This window comes from Dinoroseobacter sp. S375 (assembly GCF_049800775.1).
Classification (GTDB): Bacteria; Pseudomonadota; Alphaproteobacteria; order Rhodobacterales; family Rhodobacteraceae; genus Dinoroseobacter.
This window is the reverse complement of record NZ_JBNAFR010000004.1, coordinates 1-21,046: the sequence shown is the minus strand read 5'-3', so window position 1 is coordinate 21,046 and position 21,046 is coordinate 1. Positions and strand designations below refer to the sequence as shown.

Below are 21,046 nucleotides of genomic sequence, written 5' to 3'. Positions count from 1 at the left end.
CATTCCCGTCACTCCGCCGCGGTCATCTTGGGATAGGCATACATGCGCGAGAAGTCGAAATCCGGATCATCCCAGGCGATCATCTTGCCGGGGTTGAGCAGCCCTTTGGGATCGGCCTCGCGCTTGAAAGCCAGCTGCCGGTCATCCACGGTCTGGCGCCCGCCCTCCTCAAGCGTATAGCGATGGGGGTTGAAGATCATCGCCCCGGCCTCTTCATGGATCCGTATGATCTCATCCAGCCGCTCCTCGGAGGTGAACTTCACAAGGCTCAGCCCGGCAAACATCACCTTGCCGTTCTCGCGCAGCACCTCCAGATGCTGCAGAACCTCGGGGCTGAACGCGTCGCGCATTTTCTCGATCAGGCCCAGATGCTCGGGGAAACCGTAGCGCACCTGCAGATAGGTGATGCTCGGATCGACCTTCAGCGCGCGCAGGGTCGTGTGGTTCCAGCCATATTCAAAGACCGGACCGGGGCCACGCTCCCAGTCACTTGCATCCGAGCGATAGACAATCCGCGCCTGCGGTCGCCGCCCGAGGAAGGTCTCGAACCCGTCCATGGAATGGGGCGCGACCATGAGCCCGATCAGGGTTTCCTTGTCCGAGATATGGGGCTTTACCCGCTGAAAATAGTCAAACGGCGCCGGGGCCTCATAGACGCTGGCGAGCTTGATCAGGATGCCGTCCTCATTGGCCAGCTCCTCGGCAAAGCGCGCGGCATCCATGAAATCCTCGCAGGCCACGAACATCTCGACCCAGTCATAGGCGGGGGCCAGCGGCATCTCGATCTCGGTGATGATCCCGTTCGTGCCATAGGCATGGGACACCCGCGCCAGTTCCTCGCCGCGAAACTCCAGCACCCGGGGCTCTTCTTCCATGGTCACAACGCGCAGGCGGATGATGTTGCCCAGATCCCGCAGGGATCCCCATGTGCAGGACCCGACTCCACCCGAGCCACCGGCGATGAACCCGCCGATCGTGGCCGTGGCCCATGTCGACGAGAACATCCGGATCTCTTGCCCCGACTCCGCCTTGCAGGCCGCGTCCAGATCCTTGAGCAGGATCCCCGGCTCGCAGACCACGCGTCCCGGCGCGATCTCTTTCACCGCCGTCATATGGCGCAGATGCATGACGCAGCCGCCGCGCATGGGCATGGCCTGCCCGTAATTGCCGGTGCCCGCGCCGCGCGTGGTCACGGGCACGTCATGGGCGTAGCAGACCCGCAGGATCTCGATCACCTCGGCCTCGCTGCGGGGGCTGACCACGAAATCCGCGATCAGGTGGTCCATCCGCGCCTTGAGCACGGGCGAATACCAGAAGAAATCCCGGCTCTTGGATTTGATCGCATTGTCGTTCTGCTCGATATCGAGATGGGACAGGGCCGCCTTCGCAGCGGCCACATTGTCGGGCAGGGTCATGTCGGCGTCTCCATCAGGGCGTCCAGTTCAGCATAATCGGGCAGGGTGCGGTCGATCGGCTCGCCTCCGCGCAGCACGATGCGGTCCGATTGCGGGCGGGCAAAGAACTCGTTCCAGCTTCGCGCCTTGGTGATCACCAGATCCGCAGGGGCGCCCCTGTCAAAGCTCGAGGCATCGAACCCGCAGATCTCGGCCGGGGTGGCCGTGAAGGCGCGCACCCAGTCATCGCGGCCATGGTCCAGATGACCGATCCGCGTCGCCTCCCGCATCACTTCGACCATATCCATATCGCCATAGGCGTAGAACGGATCGCGGGTGTTGTCCGAGGCAAAGGCCACCGGGATCCCGCGAGCGACCATCTCATGCACAAGTGTGATGCCGCGCCCGCGCGGGGTGCGGCTCGCATGGCGGTCCTGCAGATACAGGTTGCAGAGCGGCAGGGAGACCACGTTGATCCCCTGTTTCGCCACCAGGTCCAGCGTATCCAGCGCGCGGGCCTCTTCCTGGGTGCTGAGCGAGCAGCAATGGCCCACGGTGATCGGCGCGTCGAACCCGACCTCGGCGGCAATCTTCGCGATGCTGCGCAAGGTTTCCGAGCCGGGATCCATGGTCTCATCCACATGGAAATCGGCCGCCAGACCCCGCTCGCCGGCGAGCGCGAAGAAGCCGCGCAACCGGTCATCGAGATCGGGTACCGGGTAGGTGACCATCCCCAGCACGCCCCCCTTGGTGCGCGCCACGATGTCGGCTGTCGCCTTGAAGGGACCGTCGCTTGAGAAGTGGTCGCAGCCGATCAGGCAGACTGCCTGCAAATCGATCCGTCCGGCCCACTCGGCCTGCAATTCGGAGAAGACCGGGAAGCTGATCCCGTCTTGGGGTGGGATGCTGTCGAGATGGGTGCGGATCGCCCGGGTGCCATGGGCATAGGCGCAGCGCAGCGAGAATTCCATCCGCGCGCGCACATCCGCAGCACTCCAACTTGCGACCCGGTCCGCGCCAACCGTGGTCAGCGCCCCCATGAAGGTGCCGTCCGGATTGGGGGAGCGGGGCCAGATATGCCCCTTGTCCAGATGGGTGTGCATATCCGTGAAACACGGCAGCACAAGCGCGCCTTCCATGTCGATGGCGATGGGCTGAGGCTCGGACAGGGTGCCCTGGGCGTCTATGGAAAGCTCGGTCAGGACAAGGTCGCCGTCTTGTCCCAAGAGGCATGCCGGAACATGCACATTCGATAAGGTGTAAGCGCCGCTGGGCAAAGCGCGGTAGTCCATCAGCCCTCCCGGGTTAAGGCACTTTCGTGCCATTTATGGAGCAGAGCATGACTGAGGATCGAGAGGGCCGCAAAGATAAACACACCCATCGCCGCGATCAGCGACAGGGCGGCAAACATCCGCGCGATGTTGAGCCTGTAGCCCGCCTCCTGAATTCGCGCGGCCAGACCCGCACCGACCCCGCCCGTGCCCGCAACCAGTTCGGCGACCACGGCCCCGATCAGGCTGAGACCGCCCGCAATTTTGAGCCCGCCCAGGAAGTAAGGCAGCGCCGAGGGCAGTTGCAGCATGGTGAGCTTCTGCCACCGGCTGGCTTTGTAGATCCGGAACAGATCGCGCAGGTTGTGATCTACCGAATTCAGGCCCAGTGTTGTCGAGCTGAGCACCGGGAAAAAGGCCACGATCCAGGCACAGAGGAGCATTCCGGCGGTCTTGCTGTCCACATAGATGAAGATCAGCGGCGCGATCGACACCACGGGCGTCACCTGCAGGATCACCGCATAGGGGTAAAAGCTCATCTCAACCATCTTCGACTGGTTGAAGAGGATGGCGAGCCCGGCCCCGCCCAGCACCGCCAGCAACAGCGCGAGGATGGTCGTCCGCGCCGTCAGCAGCGATGCCTCATAAAGGATCCCCCAATCGGCGATCAGCGTGTCGAGCACCCGCCCGGGTCCGGGCAGGATGTAATGGGGGATCTCGTTCCAGACCACGACCCGGTCCCAAAAGAAGATGCCGAGCGCCATGACGATGACGGGCAGGGACCATTTGCCGATCTTTTCCAAACGGCGGGCGCGCAGGCGGGCCAGCTCATCCGCATCGGGGGCCTCGGTCAGGGAGGTCGGGTCGGCGATGCTCATGCGGCCACTCCAATCGCTTCGTGCAAGGCATCCGAGGCGGCCCGGCAATGGGCGGCATACTCGGCGCTGGTGCGGAATTCCTCGGTGCGCGGATAGGGGGCGTCCACCTGCACCTCGCGCAGCACGCGACCGGGGCGCGCGGCCATCACCACGATGCGGTCGGACAGGAACACGCTTTCGAACACGGAATGGGTCACGAAGATCACTGTGCAGCCGATCTTCTCTTTCAGGGCCAGAAGGTCGTTGTTGAGCTTGAACCGGGTGATCTCGTCGAGTGCCGCAAAGGGTTCGTCCATCAGGATCAGGCGAGGGCGCGTGACCATGGCGCGCGCAATGGAGACGCGCATCTTCATCCCGCCCGAAAGCTCGCGGGGATAGGCGTTCTGGAACTTGTCGAGCCCGACGAGCTTGAGCGCCTCCAGGACCTCGTCCTTGACCGCGCCATAGGATTTCCCGCGCAGCCGGTAGGGCAGATAGACATTCTGCGCGACGGTGGCCCATGGCATCAGGGTCGGTTCCTGGAACACCACGCCCAGATCGCCCGTGTCATGGCCCCCGGCCCAGGTGACACTGCCGCGGGTCGGGTGCAGCAGGTCGGCGATGATCCGCAGCGCCGTGGATTTGCCGCAGCCCGACGGGCCGAGCAGGGACATGAAATCCCCCTGATTGATCTGCAGGTTCAGGTCGCGCAGGGCGACCACATCGCCGTTGAACACCTTGTCGACCCCCGACAGGGTCAGGACCGGCGGGCGCGCATCCAGCGGGACGGTCGGAGCAGGGGCAGCGAGAGACATGCCTATCCTTTACAGTCAAATGCCGGCACGCGTGAACGTGCCGGCCAGGTCTTTCCCACCGTCCGCGCTCAGGAGGAGGAATTGGGCGCGGACGGTGCCAGACGGCCTTAGCCGCCGGGTTTCAGATCCATGCCGAGGCCCTGACCCACGAACTCGGTCGTGTAGGCGGCCTTGATGTCGAGACCGTCATCGATGACGCCCGCGTCCACCATCTTGGCGTAGAAATCCTCGACCACCGCGTCGGTCATCACGCCAATGCCCATGGTCTCGGCATCGCCGGAATCCACGATCCCCTCGGTCAGCATCTTGTCGATGGCGAAGGCGATCTTGTCGTCGGACATATCCGGGTTGGCCGCCTTGATGAGCTCATTCGCGGCTGCGTTGTCACCATAGAGATAATTGTACCAGCCCTTGATCGAGCCTTCGACGAAGCATTTCACCTGCTCGGGCTTTTCTTCGATCGTGGCCGCCATGGTCTCGATCGTGGTGGCGTAGCTGGAATAGCCGTTATCCGCGATCAGGAAGATGTTGGGTTTGAACCCGCCTTCCTTTTCAACCACATAAGGCTCGGAGCTCAGGTAGCCCTGCATCCCGAGGCTGGTATCCGCAAGGAAGGGCGCCGGGTTGAAGGTATAGGGCTGGCGCTGCTCCACGGTGAAGCCATGGGCCGAAATCATCCACTGGTAGTAGGAGGTGAAGCCATTGTCCCCGATCAGCAGGGTCTTGTCCTTGAGCTGATCCCAGCTCGTCACATCCGGATGGGCCACGATGACCTGCGGGTGCTTCTGGAAGATCCCCGCGATGGCGACAACCGGGATGCCTTCCTTCACTGCGTTAAACGCCTGCAGCAGGTCGCCGCCCATGTGGTAATCGATCCGCCCGGCCAGCATCAGCGCGCGGTTGTTCACCTGCGGGCCGCCCGAGATGATCTCGACGTCGAGACCGCAGGCCGCATAGGTGCCATCGGCCACGGCTTGGTAGAAACCGCCATGTTCAGCCTGCGCCAGCCAGTTCGTGCCGAACACAACCTTGGCATTTTCGGCAGAGGCGGCACTCGCGCCAAGCACGGCGGCCAGAGCCACCAGAGAAGGGGTGAGACGGGTCATGAACTCTCCTGTCGGTTTTTGGTTTTTGTTGCTTCAAAGTTAACGTGTCGGGGCAAAATGGCAGGGTCACAGCCTCGAGAGCCTGCGCGTCTGCTCAATTTTCCGGCGGCTTGGGTTAAGTGTTGAGCGTGGTGCTGAAAAAGCAAGCGGTTTTTGACGAACGCGTGCCAAGCGCTCTGCGGGCTGGCCTCTGCCTGACAGGGCTGGCACCCTCTCAGGCAGCAAAGACAGGAGATCCAGATGCTGCGCCCGCTTATCCCCGAAACGATCCGTCCGCCCTTTGCGCGCTATGCCCATGGGGTCGAGGTGCCCGCGGGTGCGCGGCTTGTGGTCTGCTCGGGGCAGCTGGGCATCGGGCCGGATGACATCGCGCCGGATAGCGCCGAGGCGCAGGCGGCGCTGTGTTTCGCCAATCTCGACGCAGTGCTGGCCGAGGGCGGTATGGGGCGCGGGGATGTGGTGCGGATCAATGCGTATGTCACGGACCGTGCCCATATGGCGGGGTATATGGCGGCGCGGGATGCCTGGTTGGCCGCAGTCCCGGATCATCTGCCGGCCTCGACCCTGATGATCGTGTCGGGCTTCACGCGCCCCGAATTCAAGGTCGAGATCGAGCTACTGGCGGCGCAGATCCCGCAAGACTGATCACAAAAGATCAGAGGTCAGCTTGCTGAGCTCTTCGGTCAGTTCCGCATCCAGAAGCGGCGGCGGCGTGGTCTCGGCCAGGTCTGACAGACGCTTATAGACGGTGTTGTGGCGATGGGCCCGGCGCAGGATCTCGCGGGTAAAAGGACCCGCCTGCGGATCCTCGGCGCAGACCCGTTCGAGCCGCTCGGTCATCAGGGTGATCATCTCGCCCTTTTCGACCCAATAGGTGATCATCCCGTCAAACAGCGCGCCGCCCCCCGCGAGCCGCCGCTGCGGCGGCCAGGGGCGGGGCACCGCATAGAGCCGCCGCTCGGTCTCTGACAGTTTCAGCGTATTGGCGAGCAGGCTGCCCGCGATCCCCATGGCGCGCTGGCCCTGGTTTCGTCCGAGATCCGCGAAGGTGTCGGTGACAGAGACCAGCCAGCGCAGCTTCATCTCGGATGCAAGCTGCAGGCTGTAGTCCTCAGTAATTTCGTGGAAAAGCTCGGCAGCCTCCCGGCACTCCGGGTCACGCCGCAGGATCACGACCGTGGCCGCCAGAAGATGCGCGAGCCGGGACTGGTCGGCAAATTCGGGCTGGAGCTTGCGGAAATGGCGGATCAGGTTCGGCTCCCGCCCGGCCCAGGTATTGCCCCGGCGCCCGCCGACCACCGCTGTGGAGAAAGGGGCAAGGTCCACACCCGGCGCCGGGAGCGCCTGCGCCGCCGCCGCGATCCGCACGTCATGCTGGTCGAAAAAGGCGGGCCAGAGATCCCAGACCTGTGGCGCGGGGGGCGCAAGCGGGGCGATCTCCCCCGTGGGCATGGGCTGATCCGGGCTGTAGCCCAGCAGTGCGAAATCCTCGGCATAGATCTTGCTCATGCGTTTGACGATGCTGCTCGGCCAGTCCGGCAAGGCGGTCACCTCGGGCAGTGTGACTTTGGGCAAGTTGTCCGGTGGCGCGCTCTGCAGGGTCTCGCTCTGCAGGATCCGCGTCGCAGTGTGCAGGTGCCGGATCGGATGGGTCTGCGGGGCGAGCGCGGCTTTCAGCTGCGCCTGAGGGTATGCGCGACTGTGATCCAGCGGCGCGCGCGGGTTTTCGAGGATGTCCAGCGCCCCCTCGAGCGTCAGCCCGGGCAGGCGCGCGGACGGGGCACCGTCCTGCGGCGTCGCGAACTCCGTGATGATCCGAGCGGCACGCAGAAAAGGGTGCGCAATCAGAGCGATGCAGGGCAGCTCGGGTGCGTCCATCTGCGTGACGGGGCGCGTCTCTTCGGGCGGACCCAAAGCGTCGCGCAAGGCGTCCGCCCCCGTGCCGGGGATCTCCAGCAGGATGAGGTCCGGGCTGGCAAAGCGGTAGCTGGTCACGGGCAGATCCTCAGGTGGCGTGGCCGGAGTTTAACGCTGGCGACAGCGCGGTACGAGGGGCCCCGTGCGGATGGTTCGAATTGCGCAGAGATTTCGCGGGTGCCTGCCCAAAGAAAACGCCGCGCTCAGGGGCGCGGCGTTCTCTGTCTCGCATTGGTTCGGGATCAGCCCACGGTCGCCGGCTCATCCTTGCGCTCGGCGTAGATCAGCAGCGGCTTGGCATCGCCCGAGACGACCTCCTCGTTGACCACCACCTCATCGACGCTGTCGAGGCTCGGCAAGTCGAACATGGTGTCGAGCAGGATATCCTCGAGGATCGAGCGCAGGCCCCGTGCGCCGGTCTTGCGCTGGATCGCGCGCCCGGCAATGGCGCTCAGCGCGTCATCGGTAAAGGTCAGCTGGGCCTCTTCAAGCTCGAACAGACGCTGGTACTGCTTGACCAGCGCGTTCTTCGGCGCGGTCAGAATGGTGACCAGCGCGTCCTCGTCGAGATCGGTGAGCGTCGCAATCACCGGCAGACGGCCGACGAATTCCGGGATCAGGCCGAATTTCAGCAGATCCTCAGGCTCAAGCTCGGTGAACATCTCGCCCACGCCGCGGTCGTCATTGTTCCGCACATCGGCACCGAAGCCCATGGCAGATCCCTTGCCGCGCTGCGCGATGATCTTCTCGAGACCGGCAAAAGCGCCGCCGCAGATGAAGAGGATATTCGTCGTGTCGACCTGCAGGAATTCCTGCTGCGGATGCTTGCGCCCGCCCTGCGGCGGCACGGAGGCAACGGTGCCTTCCATGATCTTCAGCAGGGCCTGCTGCACGCCTTCGCCCGACACATCGCGGGTGATCGACGGGTTGTCGGACTTGCGGGTGATCTTGTCGACCTCGTCGATATAGACGATGCCGCGCTGTGCCCGCTCGACATTGTATTCCGAGGCCTGCAGCAGCTTGAGGATGATGTTTTCCACATCCTCGCCCACGTAACCGGCTTCGGTCAGGGTGGTCGCATCGGCCATGGTGAAGGGCACATCGAGGATCCGCGCCAGCGTCTGTGCCAGCAGGGTCTTGCCGCAGCCCGTGGGTCCGATCAGCAGGATGTTCGACTTCGCCAGTTCGATATCGGTTTTGCCCGCGTGGTTCAGGCGCTTGTAGTGGTTATGTACCGCCACCGAGAGCACGCGCTTTGCGTGGCTCTGCCCGATCACGTAATCGTCGAGGACATCGCAAATCTCCTGCGGGGAGGGGACCCCTTCGGAAGATTTCAGACCGGACGATTTCGTCTCTTCGCGGATGATGTCCATGCAGAGCTCGACGCATTCATCACAGATGAAGACGGTCGGACCCGCGATGAGTTTGCGGACCTCATGCTGGCTCTTGCCGCAGAAGGAGCAGTAGAGGGTGTTCTTACTATCGCCGGAGTTATTCGCCATCGGGTACCTCGTCGATTGCACCCCCAACCTCTGATCCGGTCAAATCGACCCGATCTTCGGGCCGGCGGGGAGCGCGTTTCGGCCATGCTAGGGCAGGGCCTATTCCTTCACAATGCCAAAATTTGGCGCATCGGGTGCCGGCGATGTCACATCATCGGGACCGGTTCGGGGCAGGGGGAACGGGGCAAGCGGACTTGCCCCGTGCAGGCTTAGCTGTCGGCGTCGTCACGGGGGCGGTTTTCGACGATTTCGTCGATCAGGCCCCAGTCTTTTGCCTGTTCGGCATCCATGAAATTGTCCCGCTCCAGAGCGTCGACAACTTTCTTCATCGGCTGGCCGGTATGCTTGACGTAGATCGAGTTCAGGCGATCCTTGAGCTTCTGGGTCTCTTGGGCGTGGATCATGATATCCGTCGCCTGGCCCTGATAGCCGCCGGAGGGCTGGTGCACCATGATCCGGCTGTTGGGCAGCGAGAAGCGCATGCCCGGCTCACCCGCCGTCAGCAGGAGCGAGCCCATGGAGGCGGCCTGGCCGATCACCAGGGTCGAGACCTTGGGCTTGATGTACTGCATCGTGTCATAAATCGACAGACCGGAGGTCACGACACCGCCGGGGCTGTTGATATACATGGAGATTTCCTTGCTCGGATTCTCAGCCTCCAGATGCAGGAGCTGGGCCACCACGAGCTGGCTCATCCCGTCATGGACGGGACCATTCAGGAACACGATCCGTTCTTTCAGCAGGCGCGAGAAGATATCATAGGCGCGCTCGCCGCGGCTGGTCTGTTCGACCACCATCGGAACGAGATTCATGTAGGTGTCTACGGGATCGTGCATGCGGAGCCTCGAGTCTGTGCGGGGGTGTTGTAGGACTGAACTGTCAACAAGATGTTAGGTCCGCGAACGGGGAGGTACAAGGGCATCTCGCCGCATCTGTGGCCGACGGGTCGCGGCGCGGGTCTTGGGCCGCTCTGGACCGATGGCACCGAGGCACTGGCCCGGTGGCGCATGGCCCCCTTGACCCCGGTCCGCGCCAGCTTAGCTCCGCTCCATGGAAGCCCGGACCCTCTTTCCACCCAGCCGTGACGCGGCGCTCGAACGCCTGCGGGACTTCCTGCCCAAGGCCGGGGCGGAGTATGCGCGCAAGCGCAATTACAGCCTGCCCGAACAGGGCCACCCGCACGTTTCGATCCTGTCGCCCTACCTGCGTCACCGGATGCTGACCGAGGAAGAGGTCGTGCAGGCCACACTCGGGCGGCACTCGGCCTCGGCCGCCGAGAAATTCGTGCAGGAGGTGTTCTGGCGCACCTATTGGAAGGGCTGGCTGGAGCGGCGACCGCAGGTCTGGACCGCCTACAAGGCCGGGCTGGCTCAGGCGCTCAACCGGGTGCAAAGCGAGAGCGGGCTGCGCCGGGGCTGGGAAGAGGCCTGCGCCGGGCGCACCGGCATCGACGGGTTCGACGCCTGGGCGCAGGAACTGGTACAGACCGGCTACATGCACAACCATGCGCGTATGTGGTTCGCCTCGATCTGGATCTTCACCCTGCGCCTGCCATGGGAGCTGGGCGCGGATTTCTTCCTGCGGCACCTGCTCGACGGGGATCAGGCCTCCAACACGCTGAGCTGGCGCTGGGTCGCGGGGCTGCAGACCCAAGGCAAGCACTACGTGGCGCGGGTGGCCAATATCTCGAAATACACCGAAGGGCGACACCGTCCGTTGCATCAGCTGACCGCTGAGCCGGAGCCCTTGAGCGGGGTGCCCCATCCGCCGCTCGGGCCGATGCCCGCGCCGCCCCCGCCGCGGCGGGAGGCGCCATGGGCGCTGCTGCTCACCGAGGATGACCTGTCTCCGGGCTATCTGCGCAAGGCGCTGGACCATCCGCCGGTGGCCACCGCGGTATTCACCGGAACGGCCCACCGCTCGCTGCTCGCCACCGCTCCGCAGGTCACCGAGTGGTGCGCCGCTGCAATCGCGGAAACGATCGCGCGGCACGTGGCATGGACGGGTCCGGTAACGCAAGAGCCGCAGGATCTGGCGGCATGGGCGCAGGGGCTTGGCGTGTCGCAGATCGTGATGCCCTACACGCCCGTGGGCCCCGCCGCAGACCGGCTGGCTGCGCAGCGCGCCGGGCTGGATCAGGCCGGCATTACGCTGACCCCGGTGTTGCGCGCCTGGGACGCGGCGGCCTGGCCCCATGCCACGGCCGGGTTCTTCAAGCTGAAGACGAAAATCCCCAGCATCCTCGCCGAATTGCGGGGGCTGTCGCTCGCCTCCTGATCCGGCGCCGAAGAGGCCGGTTTCCCGCGCCCCCGCGTCCGCATGTCGCTGGACGCCGCCTGCGCAATCGGCCATATCTGGGCCACCCGGACCGGAGACCGTTATGAAGTTCCTGCTGCAACTGATCACCTGGTGGAATAACGAGACCTTGGGCATGCGCCTGTGGACCAAGCGCAATGGCGAGAAGGTCGGCGAGGACGAGGCCGGGAACATCTTTTACCAGTCGGGCGACGGCAAACGTCGCTGGGTCATCTATAACGGCGAGGTCGAGGCGAGCCGCGTCTCCCCCGATTGGCATGGCTGGCTGCATTTCACCTGGGCCGAGCCGCCCACGGACAACCCGCTGCCGCACAAGCCCTGGGAAAAGCCCCATGAGGAGAACCTCACCGGGACACCTCTGGCCTATGCGCCTTCGGGCTCTCTGCGGCGCGCCGCTCCTGCAGAGCGTGCCGACTATGAGGCATGGCAGCCGGAATAAACTGCCTGTAAGATGCGCCCAGACCGCAACCGCGTCACGCTCCGCTCGGGGCGCACGCATCGCAACGGGATCGCAGGCAGGCATGTCGCATACACCATCTGAAGTGCTCGTGGGCGGGGCCGTTCTGGCCGTCGCCATTGGGTTTTTGGCCTTTGTCGGCAGCTCGACCGGCGTGTCGGGCGGGGGCGGAGGTTATCCCCTGACGGCCAGCTTCCGCACTGCGGACGGCATCTCCGTCGGCACCGATGTTCGGCTCGCAGGCGTGAAGGTCGGCACCGTCACGGGCATCGACCTGAACCCCGAAACCTTCCGCGCAGATACCACCATCTCAGTCGCCTCCGATATCGAGATCCCCGATGACAGCGCGATCTCGGTCTCGTCCGAAGGCCTGCTCGGCGGCAATTTCGTCGAGATCCTGCCCGGGGGCTCGCCCTTCGTACTGGCCGAGGGCGACGAGTTCACCTCGACTCAAGGCTCTGTCAGTCTCGTGTCGCTTCTGATGAAATTCGTGGGATCGGGCGGGGACGACTCGTGATCCGGCTTGCGCTGCCTCTGGCTTTGCTCTGGGTGGGCTGCGCAGCGGCGGCCCAACAGGATGCGATTATCATCTCGCCCCTGGATGAGCTCGAAGAGCGCGCCGAGGATGGTGGGTTTGGCGCCCCGTTGCGTCTGCGTGACGAGGAGTTCCAAACCTTCGAGCAGGAGTTGCGCGTCACCGCGGCCGAGGCCGGGTTTGTCCGGGTGCTCGACAAGACCACGGGCCGGGTTGAAACGCTTGAGCTTCAGACCGGCCAGACCCGGGCCAGCGGGCGGCTGCAGGTCGCGATGATCGAATGCCGCTACCCGGAGGAGAACCCCTCTTCGGATGCCTTCGTGCAGGTGCGGATCTCGGAACAGGGGCGCCCCGGGCTGCTCTATGATGGTTGGATGATCGCTTCGTCGCCGGCCTTGGCCGCGCTCGATCACCACCGCTATGACGTCTGGGCGATCCGCTGTCGTTTGCCCGGAGGCGTGCAGACGCCCGAGGTGCAGGCGGGGCTGCAATCGCCGCGTCCGCCCGCGCGTCCCTGAGACGCCGCTTAGCCTTGCAGGTGATCCCCAGGATGAGCTGCGAGGGTCTGCCCCGTGATATCCGCCTCGACCAACAACGCGTCGCGCAGCCGGGCACGATAGGTCTCGCGCGGGATCTCCATCGCGCCCATGCTGGCCAGATGGGGGGTGACGAATTGCGTGTCAAACAGGGCAAACCCGCAGGACCGCAGATGCGCCGACAGCGCCACCAGCGCAACTTTTGAGGCGCTCGGCGCGCGCGAGAACATGCTTTCGCCAAAGAACGCACCACCAATGGCCACGCCATAGACGCCGCCGATCAGCTGGTCCTCGTCCCACAGCTCCAGCGCATGGGCATGCCCCATGTCATGCAGATCCGCATAGGCCTCGAAAATCTGGTCATTGATCCAGGTCTCGTCCCGATCCGCGCAGCCTTCGACAACGCCGATGAAATCCTGATCCAGGGTCACGCGCCAATTCGTGCGCCGCATCAGCCGCGCGAGCTTGCGCGACACATGCACCCCATCCAGCGGCAGCACCCCCCGTTGCCGGGGATCGACCCAGAAGACCTCGTCATCCGCGCGCCCCTCGGCCATGGGAAAGATCCCCGCCATATAGCCACGCAGGAGCAGGTCCGGCGTCAGCGGTGGCGGAGGAGGGGGAAACATGTCGTGGGCCATGGTGTCTACAACCTAGGCTTGTGGCGCGCGCGGGTCCAGCGCTCTGCGCGCATCCGCAAGAGGGGCAGGTGCCCGCGGGACACACCCGCCCCAGCGGCGGGCGGGTATCCGGGAAGGGGAGATTCGTGCCACGGCCCCAAGCCGTGGCGCTTGGGGATCAGAGCTCGGCCGTCTCCAGCCATTCCTCAAGCCAATGGATCGTGTAATCGCCCGTCAGCACGGCCTCTTCGCGCAACAGCGCATGAAAGAGCGGCACAGTCGTGTCGATGCCATCCACGATCAGCTCGCCCAGGGCGCGGTTGAGGCGCGCTAGGGCCGCAGGCCGGTCCTGGGACAGAACGATCAGCTTGCCGATCAGGCTGTCGTAATAGGGCGGGATCGAATACCCGCCATAGAGCGCGGAATCCATCCGCACACCCAGGCCGCCCGGCGTGTGGAAGGTCGTGACCTTGCCCGGGCAGGGGGTGAAGGCCGGAATCTTCTCGGCATTGATCCGAACCTCGATCGCATGGCCCCGCACCGTCAGGTTTTCCTGCTGGAAGGTCATGGGATAGCCTGCGGCGACACGGATCTGCTCTTTGACAAGATCGACGCCAAAGATCGCCTCGGTCACCGGATGCTCGACCTGCAGACGGGTGTTCATCTCGATGAAGTAGAACTCGCCATTCTCGTAGAGAAACTCGATGGTGCCGGCCCCGGCATAGTTGATGCGAGAGACCGCCTCGGCGCAGGTCTGGCCAATCCGCGCGCGGGTCTCGGCGTCGATCACCGGGCTTGGGGCTTCTTCGAACACCTTCTGGTGGCGGCGCTGCAGCGAGCAGTCGCGCTCGCCCAGATGGACCGCGCGGCCCTTGCCGTCGCCAAACACCTGAACCTCAATATGGCGCGGCGTACCGAGATACTTCTCGATATAGACCTCGTCATTGCCGAAGGCGGCCTTGCCCTCGGCCCGGGCGGTCTGGAATGCCTCGTCGAGATCCTTGGCAGTCTTCGCCAGCTTCATGCCGCGTCCGCCACCGCCGGCCGTGGCCTTGATGATGACCGGATAGCCCATCTCGCCTGCGATCTTGCGGGCACTGACCAGATCGGGCACCCCGCCATCGGAGCCGGGCACGCAAGGCACCCCGAGATCGATCATTGTCTTCTTGGCGGTGATCTTGTCGCCCATGACCCGGATGTGATCCGCGGTCGGGCCAATGAAGGTGAGGTCGTGATCCTGCACGATCTGAACGAAATTCGCGTTCTCCGACAGAAAACCGTAGCCCGGGTGGATCGCCTCGGCGCCGGTGATCTCGCAGGCCGAGATGATGGCCGGGATCGACAGATAGCTCTGGGGGCTCGGTGCCGGTCCGATACAGACCGCCTCATCGGCCATGCGCACATGCATCGCATCGCTATCGGCGGTGGAATGCACGGCCACCGATTGAATGCCCAGCTCGCGGCAGGCGCGGATCACACGCAGGGCGATCTCGCCCCGATTGGCAATCAGGATCTTGGAGAACATCGCTGTGCCTTACTCGATGATCATCAGGGGGGCACCGTATTCCACCGGCGAGCCGTCCTCGACGAAGATCCGGGTGACCTTGCCGGATTTCGGAGCAGAGATCTGGTTCATGGTCTTCATCGCCTCGATGATCAGGACCGTCTGGCCTTCCTTGACCGTGTCGCCCGGGCTCACGAAAGAGGCGGCGCCGGGCTCGGGCTGCAGATAGGCGGTGCCCACCATGGGCGAGGTCAGGGCGTTGGGGTCCTGGGCCGGATCGGCCGCAGGTCCCGCCTCGGGCGCGGCGGCCTCGGCGGCGGGCGCCGGGATCGCGGCAGGCGTGGCCGCAGCCACCTGGGTGGCGACCGGGGCGGCCACGGTCATGGTCTGGCGCGACACCCGCACATTCAGGCTGTCATCCTCGCCATAGTCCCGTTTGACCTGCAATTCGGTGAGATCATTGTCGCGCAGCAACTCTGCAAGCGCCTTGATGAAGGCCACATCATCGTCATGGGACTTGTTCGTCATGCCGTCCTCGGTTCTTCGAAATACCCGTCCGGAGAGGTCTGAAAACGCGTCCCTCCGGCGCTCTGACCCTCCCTATACGTGAGCCCCGCGCCCGAGGAAAGGGCCGGACCGGTGTTTTCGCGACCGGGCCCGGGCGATCGAGGGGGCGGATGTGACCTTGCGGCAGTCCGAAGGGCGGGCTGGGGTTAATTATTGGCACAACGGGGTCGGGAAGGGTATGTCAGAGGCGTGAGAGCTGGCCCGCAGAGGCTGCGCCAAACGACAGGGAGAGACCCGAGACTATGAGTTTTGATTTCAATACCACCGTGTTTTTCGGGGACAGCCTGACCGATGACGGCAATCTGTTCGAACTGACATCGGCGATCGCCACGGTTGGGGTTCCGGTCGAGGCCGCCGGTTATAACCAGCGGTTCAGCAACGGGCTGGTCTATGCGGAATATTCCGCCGACGTTCTGGGGGTCGCGACCGAGCTGAATTTCGGGGTCGGGGCTGCCCGGGCGCTTGATGAGCTGACCTTGCGGGATCTGGTCGACGGCAATGGCGTCGAAGACTTTCTGACCGTTCCGCTGGACGACCCGGCGCTGGATTTCGACATCAATCTGACCGCGCAGATCGACCGGTATTTGGCCGAGACCGCCAATCAGGACCGCGCGACCAGCAGTGCCACCCTGTTCATCGGCGCGAATGACTATCTGAATTTCGATCCCTCCTCACCGGATGCGCTGGTGATCGAAGGTCTGGCCCTGATGCGGCAAATCACCGATGCGACCGAGGTCGCGGCCCGCCGCCTTGTGGATGCAGGCGTCGGTCAGGTCGTGATCAATGCGCTGCCGTCGGGCGAGTATTTCCCGGCTGTGCGCACGAACCCCCTGCTGGCGCCTGTGGCGGATCTGGTTCTGTCGCTGCACAACAACCGCCTGCAGGCCACGGTCGAAGAGCTGCAATCCGAAGGCGTGAACGCGGTCTTTATCGACATTCAGGCCATGACCCAGTCCATCGTGGACGATCCGCAGAATTTCGGCATCACCGCGCCGATCGATGAATTCCTCGTTCTGGATGACGATCCGGACAACCCGGTGCTCAACCCGGCGCTGGACGGCGTTTCGCTCAACCAGGTGGCCTTCATCGACGCGGTCCACCCGACGGATACGATCCACGGCGTGCTCGGAAGCTTCCACGCCGCCTCGCTGACCCATGACGTGACCATCGGATCGGGGATCGGCAGCCTGCGGTTCCTCGGGGAGGCCGAGGATCTCGCGCTGGCGGGCGGTGGCGCGGATATCCTGGCGCTGCGTGGCGGTGACGATATCGCCTTTGGCGAGGCGGGCGATGACCGGGTGATCGGGGGGCAGGGGATGGATATCCTGTCCGGCGGGGCAGACAACGACCAGGTGATCGGCGGCGCGGATGACGATGTCCTGACCGGTGGAACCGGCGATGACGTCACGCGCGGCGGTCGCGGCGATGATGTCCATATCGACCATCTGGGCTCGGACACCCATCTCGGCGGGTTCGGCAACGACACCTTCATCTGGCGACAGGAAACCATTTTGGGCGGTGAGATCGGCGTAGACAGCAATGCCTTTGATGGCGGGTTCGGGGATGACCTCTTTGTCATGCTCTTCGAGACCCAGTCGGATCTCGATGCCTTCAATACCTCCAGCGGGCAGCTTGGCCAGACCCAGGCACTCGCGGATCTGGGCATCGCTCTCGACAGCATCGAGGATATCGCGGCCGTGGTCGATCCCGAGGCGGAACTGCTCATGGCCCAGCTCGGGGATCTCGCCCGCCTGCAGGAGGCCGACCTCTGGGCGCTGGTTTGATCCGGCCCAGTTCCAGACTGTGGCCGCAAAGCAACCGGCTAAAAACCGGATAAAATAGGGCGGATTTTTCTGCCCGGACCCTTTGACCGGTCGTACTAAGGCGCGACCGGTCTTTCTTTGCAGGGGGCGCGGATGACAACCTCCTGCATCGTCATCCTTTTTTAAGACGCGGCTGTCATCACGCAGCGCATGCCGGTGAAAACGCGGGGCAACTTGCCCTTGCGTCATCTCGCACGCGTCCCGCTCCGGCGGGCTTTGGCATTTACGAATTCGAAAGCTTCTCGGCGCACCCCCTCAGTGTCGGGCCAATGGTCCGTGTGACTGGGCCCGCGCCGCGTCCTCACCGCAGGCGCCCGGCCCAAGCGGGAAGCGTGGAAGGAGCATCATGCCAGAGGAATTTCAATTCGACACGGTCGCGTATTTCGGGGACAGCCTGACCGACAATGGCAACCTGCACGATCTGAGTGTCGCCGCGCTGTCTTTCAGCCTGCCGCGGGGGCCGCTGGGCTATAACCAGCGCTATTCGGACGGGCTGGTCTATGCCGAGCACGCGACGGGCTTTCTCGGCGCGGAGACCGAGCTGAACTACGCGATCTCCGGAGCGCGCGCGGTCGGAAACCGGAATGTCGGCGACCTCGTTGAGGACCTCAATCTGGACTACTTCCTGATCGTTCCCGATGACGATCCCTTGCTGTCTCTGGGCATAGACCTGTCGGCCCAGGTCGGCCGGTTTCTGGCGGATATGGAGGGGCAGGATCTGTCCGGTGTCAGTGCGTCCCTCCTGATCGGCACAAATGATTACGGCACGTTCAAACCGTGGAAGGTCACGAATTGGCTGTCCGAGAGCAAAGCCTTCGTGGCCGATGTGATCGATGGCATTCTTGAGAATGCCCGCGCCCTGCACGAGGCAGGTGTCGGACAGATCGTGATCAATGGCCTGCCGGGATCGAGCTTCTCTTTCGGGCCGTATATCTCGCCCTTCGCGGGATATTCCTTTTTCTACCACAACAACCAGGTCGAAAAGGCGGTGGCCCAGTTGCAGGCCGAAGGGATCAACGCGGTCTTTGTCGATACCGAAGCGATGGCCAAGGCAATCTCGAGGGATCCGTTCAATTTCGGCATCACCGCGCCGATGAACGAACCTTACCTGTTGGAGGTGTATGGCGGGGACCCGATCCTGAACCCGGCGCTCGCAGGCGTGCCGCTGGACCAGATCGCCTTTCTCGACAGCGTGCATCCCACGGATGTGGTGCATGCCATGCTTGGGGCGTTCCACGCGGCCAGCCTCACCAGCACCGTTTATGTTGGCAACGAGTTTGGCAATCGAAAGACTTTCGGGGATGAGCAGAACCTCGTCATGGCGAGCGGCGGGTCGGATCGGATGGTGCTGGCTGGCGGGGATGACATCGCGTTTGGCGAGCACGGGACGGACGAGCTGTCCGGTGGAGCCGGGATGGATATCCTGTCAGGTGGTTCCGAGACCGATATCCTGTGGGGAGGCGCGGATGCCGATGTCCTGCATGGCGGATCGGGCAATGACCTTATCTATGGCGAAGATGGTGCGGATGTCCTGCTCGACGGAACGGGCTCGGATGTGGCTGATGGCGGCGCGGGGGACGATCTGTTCATCTTTATCCAGGCGTCGCTGGCAGGCGGCACCGATGGTGTGGATGCGGATGTGTTCATCGGCGGGGAGGGGAGCGATCTTCTGGTTCTGCTGTTGACCGAAGCCAATGCCGCCGCCTTCGCCACGGATCGTGGCACCGCCGGAGAGGTGGTGGCCCTGTCCAATCAGGGCATCACAACCAGCGGCATCGAAGAGATCCGCGTGATCACCGACCGGTCGGAGCTGGACGTCTTCAATGACCAGGCAAGGCTTGAAGAGGCGGATGCCTGGGGGCTTGTCTGACCCGGGACCTAGCCCAGCCCGGCCCGGGTGTCACACGTAAAAAAGGCCGGTCAAAGACCGGCCTTTTGAGTTTTTAGAGGACCCGCAGGCTCACCCCTTATTCATTCTGTTTTCGATGAGGTCGTCGACGACGGAGGGGTCTGCGAGGGTTGATGTGTCTCCGAGGGCGCCGAAGTCGTCTTCGGCGATTTTGCGCAGGATGCGGCGCATGATCTTGCCGGAGCGGGTTTTCGGCAGGCCCGGGGCCCATTGGATCAGATCCGGCGCGGCGATCGGGCCGATCTCGGTGCGGACCCAGGTGCGCAGCTCCTTGCGGAGCTCCTCGGAGGGCTCTTCGCCATTCATCAGGGTCACGTAGCAATAGATGCCCTGGCCCTTGATCTCGTGCGGGTAGCCGACCACGGCGGCCTCGGCGACCTTGGCATGGGCCACCAGCGCGCTTTCGACCTCGGCGGTGCCCATCCGGTGGCCCGAGACGTTGATCACGTCATCGACCCGGCCGGTGATCCAGTAATAGCCATCCGCGTCCCGGCGGCAGCCATCGCCCGAGAAGTAGTAGCCCTTGTAGTCCGAGAAGTAGGTCTTCACGAAGCGCTCATGGTCGCCGTAAACCGTGCGCATCTGGCCCGGCCAGCTGTCCTTGAGGCAGAGCACGCCCTCGCATTCGGTCGCGGTGATCTCTTCGCCCGTGGTGGGCTCGAGCACGACGGGCTGGACGCCGAAGAAGGGCGTGGTGGCCGAGCCGGGCTTCAGGGCCGTGGCCCCGGGCAGCGGCGTCAACAGGTGACCACCGGTCTCGGTCTGCCACCAGGTGTCGACGATCGGGCATTTGCCCTTGCCCACATGGTCATTGTACCAGTTCCAGGCCTCGGGGTTGATCGGCTCGCCCACGGTGCCCAGCACCTTGAGCGTGCTCAGATCGCATTTCTCGACAAACTCCGGCCCCTTCGCCATCAGCGCGCGGATCGCGGTGGGGGCGGTGTAGAACTGGGTGACCTTGTGCTTGTCGCAGACCTCCCAGAAGCGGGACGCGTCCGGATAGGTGGGCACGCCCTCGAACATCACCGTGGTGCCGCCATTGGCGAGCGGGCCGTAGACGATGTAGCTGTGGCCGGTGACCCAGCCCACATCGGCCGTGCACCAGTAGATATCGCCCTCATGCACGTCGAAGACGTATTTCTGCGTCATCGCCGCATAGAGAAGATACCCGCCCGAGCTGTGCACCACGCCCTTGGGCTGACCGGTGGAGCCGGAGGTATAGAGGATGAACAGCGGATGCTCGGCCTCGACCTCGACGGGCATGTGGTGGTCCGAGGCCTCCAGCGCCATCTCGTTATAGTCGAAATCGCGCCCGTCGACCCAGGTGGTCTGACCGCCGGTGCGCTTGACCACCAGCATCTTGACGCTGTCCTTGGTGTGCAGCAGGGCCGCATCCGCATTGGATTTGAGCGGGGTCTGACGGCCGCCACGGGGGGCGTAATCGGCCGTGATGACAACCTTGGCATCCGCACCGTTCACACGGGCGGCCAGGGCGTCGGGGGAGAAGCCCGCAAAGACGATCGAATGGATCGCGCCGATCCGCGCGCAGGCGAGCATCGCATAGGCCGCCTCGGGGATCATCGGGAGATAGAGGATGACCCGGTCGCCCTTGCGCACGCCCATCTCTTCAAGAACATTGGCCATCTTGCAGACCGAAGCGTGCAAGGCCTTGTAGGTGATGTGCTGGGCCGGCTCGGCGGGATCATCGGGCTCGAAGATGATCGCGGTCTGATCCCCGCGCGTGGCCAGATGCCGGTCGATGCAATTGGCCGCCACGTTCAGCGTGCCATCCTCGAACCATTTCACATGCACATCATCATGCGCAAAGGACGTGTCCTTCACCTTCGTATAGGGCTTGATCCAGTCCAAAGACCGACCATGCTCCCCCCAAAACCCCTCAGGATCAGAAACCGACGC

At 64.1% G+C, this 21,046-nt stretch carries 19 protein-coding genes; 7 read left to right on the top strand and 12 right to left on the bottom strand.

Going from position 1 to position 21,046, the window contains the following annotated elements; genetic code table 11:
- Nucleotides 1-8 precede the first annotated feature (8 nt).
- The 5 genes from ACP150_RS10605 to ACP150_RS10585 all read right to left on the bottom strand — a co-directional run bounded on the left by ACP150_RS10605 (nucleotide 9) and on the right by ACP150_RS10585 (nucleotide 5,443).
- Nucleotides 9-1,415 carry an FAD-binding oxidoreductase gene (locus ACP150_RS10605; RefSeq protein WP_424966599.1) on the bottom strand — a complete coding sequence of 469 codons (1,407 nt, stop codon included), beginning with the start codon at nucleotides 1,413-1,415 and terminating at the stop codon, nucleotides 9-11.
- The gene (locus tag ACP150_RS10600; RefSeq protein WP_424966598.1) at nucleotides 1,412-2,686 is read right to left on the bottom strand and encodes a cytosine deaminase; all 1,275 of its coding nucleotides are present in this window, start codon (nucleotides 2,684-2,686) and stop codon (nucleotides 1,412-1,414) included. Before ACP150_RS10600 ends, ACP150_RS10605 begins: the two co-directional genes overlap by 4 nt.
- Nucleotides 2,686-3,543, bottom strand: coding sequence for an ABC transporter permease (locus tag ACP150_RS10595; protein ID WP_424966597.1), 858 nt, complete (start codon nucleotides 3,541-3,543; stop codon nucleotides 2,686-2,688). Before ACP150_RS10595 ends, ACP150_RS10600 begins: the two co-directional genes overlap by 1 nt.
- Nucleotides 3,540-4,337, bottom strand: coding sequence for an ABC transporter ATP-binding protein (locus ACP150_RS10590; protein ID WP_424966596.1), 798 nt, complete (start codon nucleotides 4,335-4,337; stop codon nucleotides 3,540-3,542). Before ACP150_RS10590 ends, ACP150_RS10595 begins: the two co-directional genes overlap by 4 nt.
- Before the next feature lie 107 nt (nucleotides 4,338-4,444).
- On the bottom strand, nucleotides 4,445-5,443 hold the full coding sequence (locus ACP150_RS10585) for an ABC transporter substrate-binding protein (protein WP_424966595.1): 999 nt from the start codon (nucleotides 5,441-5,443) through the stop codon (nucleotides 4,445-4,447).
- Between the two features lie 240 nt (nucleotides 5,444-5,683).
- On the opposite strand from ACP150_RS10585, the gene ACP150_RS10580 reads away from it, so the two are divergent.
- Nucleotides 5,684-6,088, top strand: coding sequence for a RidA family protein (locus ACP150_RS10580; protein WP_424966594.1), 405 nt, complete (start codon nucleotides 5,684-5,686; stop codon nucleotides 6,086-6,088).
- On the opposite strand, the gene ACP150_RS10575 is transcribed toward ACP150_RS10580, so the two are convergent.
- From ACP150_RS10575 to ACP150_RS10565, 3 genes are all read right to left on the bottom strand, one after another.
- Nucleotides 6,089-7,438, bottom strand: a complete 1,350-nt coding sequence (locus ACP150_RS10575) for a hypothetical protein (protein ID WP_424966592.1) — start codon at nucleotides 7,436-7,438, stop codon at nucleotides 6,089-6,091.
- Nucleotides 7,439-7,602: 164 nt separating this feature from the next.
- Nucleotides 7,603-8,862: an ATP-dependent Clp protease ATP-binding subunit ClpX gene (gene clpX / locus ACP150_RS10570; RefSeq protein ID WP_424966591.1), complete on the bottom strand. Its 1,260-nt coding sequence runs from the start codon at nucleotides 8,860-8,862 to the stop codon at nucleotides 7,603-7,605.
- A gap of 209 nt (nucleotides 8,863-9,071) precedes the next feature.
- Nucleotides 9,072-9,698, bottom strand: a complete 627-nt coding sequence (locus ACP150_RS10565) for an ATP-dependent Clp protease proteolytic subunit (RefSeq protein ID WP_424966590.1) — start codon at nucleotides 9,696-9,698, stop codon at nucleotides 9,072-9,074.
- 214 nt (nucleotides 9,699-9,912) lie between these two features.
- Between ACP150_RS10565 and ACP150_RS10560 the strand changes: the two genes are divergently transcribed.
- The 4 genes from ACP150_RS10560 (at nucleotide 9,913) to ACP150_RS10545 (ending at nucleotide 12,688) form a co-directional block, all read left to right on the top strand.
- On the top strand, nucleotides 9,913-11,139 hold the full coding sequence (locus ACP150_RS10560) for an FAD-binding domain-containing protein (protein ID WP_424966589.1): 1,227 nt from the start codon (nucleotides 9,913-9,915) through the stop codon (nucleotides 11,137-11,139).
- A 103-nt stretch (nucleotides 11,140-11,242) separates the two neighbouring features.
- Nucleotides 11,243-11,617, top strand: a complete 375-nt coding sequence (locus ACP150_RS10555; RefSeq protein ID WP_424966588.1) for an NADH:ubiquinone oxidoreductase subunit NDUFA12 — start codon at nucleotides 11,243-11,245, stop codon at nucleotides 11,615-11,617.
- Between the two features lie 82 nt (nucleotides 11,618-11,699).
- Nucleotides 11,700-12,152: an outer membrane lipid asymmetry maintenance protein MlaD gene (gene mlaD, locus ACP150_RS10550; RefSeq protein WP_424966587.1), complete on the top strand. Its 453-nt coding sequence runs from the start codon at nucleotides 11,700-11,702 to the stop codon at nucleotides 12,150-12,152.
- A complete protein-coding gene (locus ACP150_RS10545; protein WP_424966586.1) occupies nucleotides 12,149-12,688 on the top strand; it encodes a DUF2155 domain-containing protein in 540 nt (179 codons plus the stop codon). The genes mlaD and ACP150_RS10545 overlap by 4 nt, the downstream gene beginning before the upstream one ends.
- An 8-nt stretch (nucleotides 12,689-12,696) precedes the next feature.
- On the opposite strand, the gene aat is transcribed toward ACP150_RS10545, so the two are convergent.
- The 3 genes from aat to accB form a co-directional block, all read right to left on the bottom strand.
- On the bottom strand, nucleotides 12,697-13,335 hold the full coding sequence (gene aat / locus ACP150_RS10540; protein ID WP_424966585.1) for a leucyl/phenylalanyl-tRNA--protein transferase: 639 nt from the start codon (nucleotides 13,333-13,335) through the stop codon (nucleotides 12,697-12,699).
- A 169-nt stretch (nucleotides 13,336-13,504) separates the two neighbouring features.
- The gene (gene accC / locus ACP150_RS10535; RefSeq protein ID WP_424966584.1) at nucleotides 13,505-14,851 is read right to left on the bottom strand and encodes an acetyl-CoA carboxylase biotin carboxylase subunit; all 1,347 of its coding nucleotides are present in this window, start codon (nucleotides 14,849-14,851) and stop codon (nucleotides 13,505-13,507) included.
- A gap of 9 nt (nucleotides 14,852-14,860) precedes the next feature.
- Nucleotides 14,861-15,358, bottom strand: a complete 498-nt coding sequence (gene accB / locus ACP150_RS10530; protein WP_424966583.1) for an acetyl-CoA carboxylase biotin carboxyl carrier protein — start codon at nucleotides 15,356-15,358, stop codon at nucleotides 14,861-14,863.
- Nucleotides 15,359-15,639: 281 nt separating this feature from the next.
- Here accB and ACP150_RS10525 point away from each other — a divergent pair, with 281 nt between their 5' ends.
- A complete protein-coding gene (locus ACP150_RS10525) occupies nucleotides 15,640-17,181 on the top strand; it encodes an SGNH/GDSL hydrolase family protein (protein WP_424966582.1) in 1,542 nt (513 codons plus the stop codon).
- A gap of 385 nt (nucleotides 17,182-17,566) precedes the next feature.
- On the top strand, nucleotides 17,567-19,090 hold the full coding sequence (locus ACP150_RS10520; protein ID WP_424966581.1) for an SGNH/GDSL hydrolase family protein: 1,524 nt from the start codon (nucleotides 17,567-17,569) through the stop codon (nucleotides 19,088-19,090).
- A 90-nt stretch (nucleotides 19,091-19,180) separates the two neighbouring features.
- On the opposite strand, the gene acs is transcribed toward ACP150_RS10520, so the two are convergent.
- Nucleotides 19,181-21,046, bottom strand: a 1,866-nt coding sequence (acs, locus tag ACP150_RS10515; protein ID WP_424966580.1) for an acetate--CoA ligase, incomplete at its 5' end; no start/stop codon positions are given.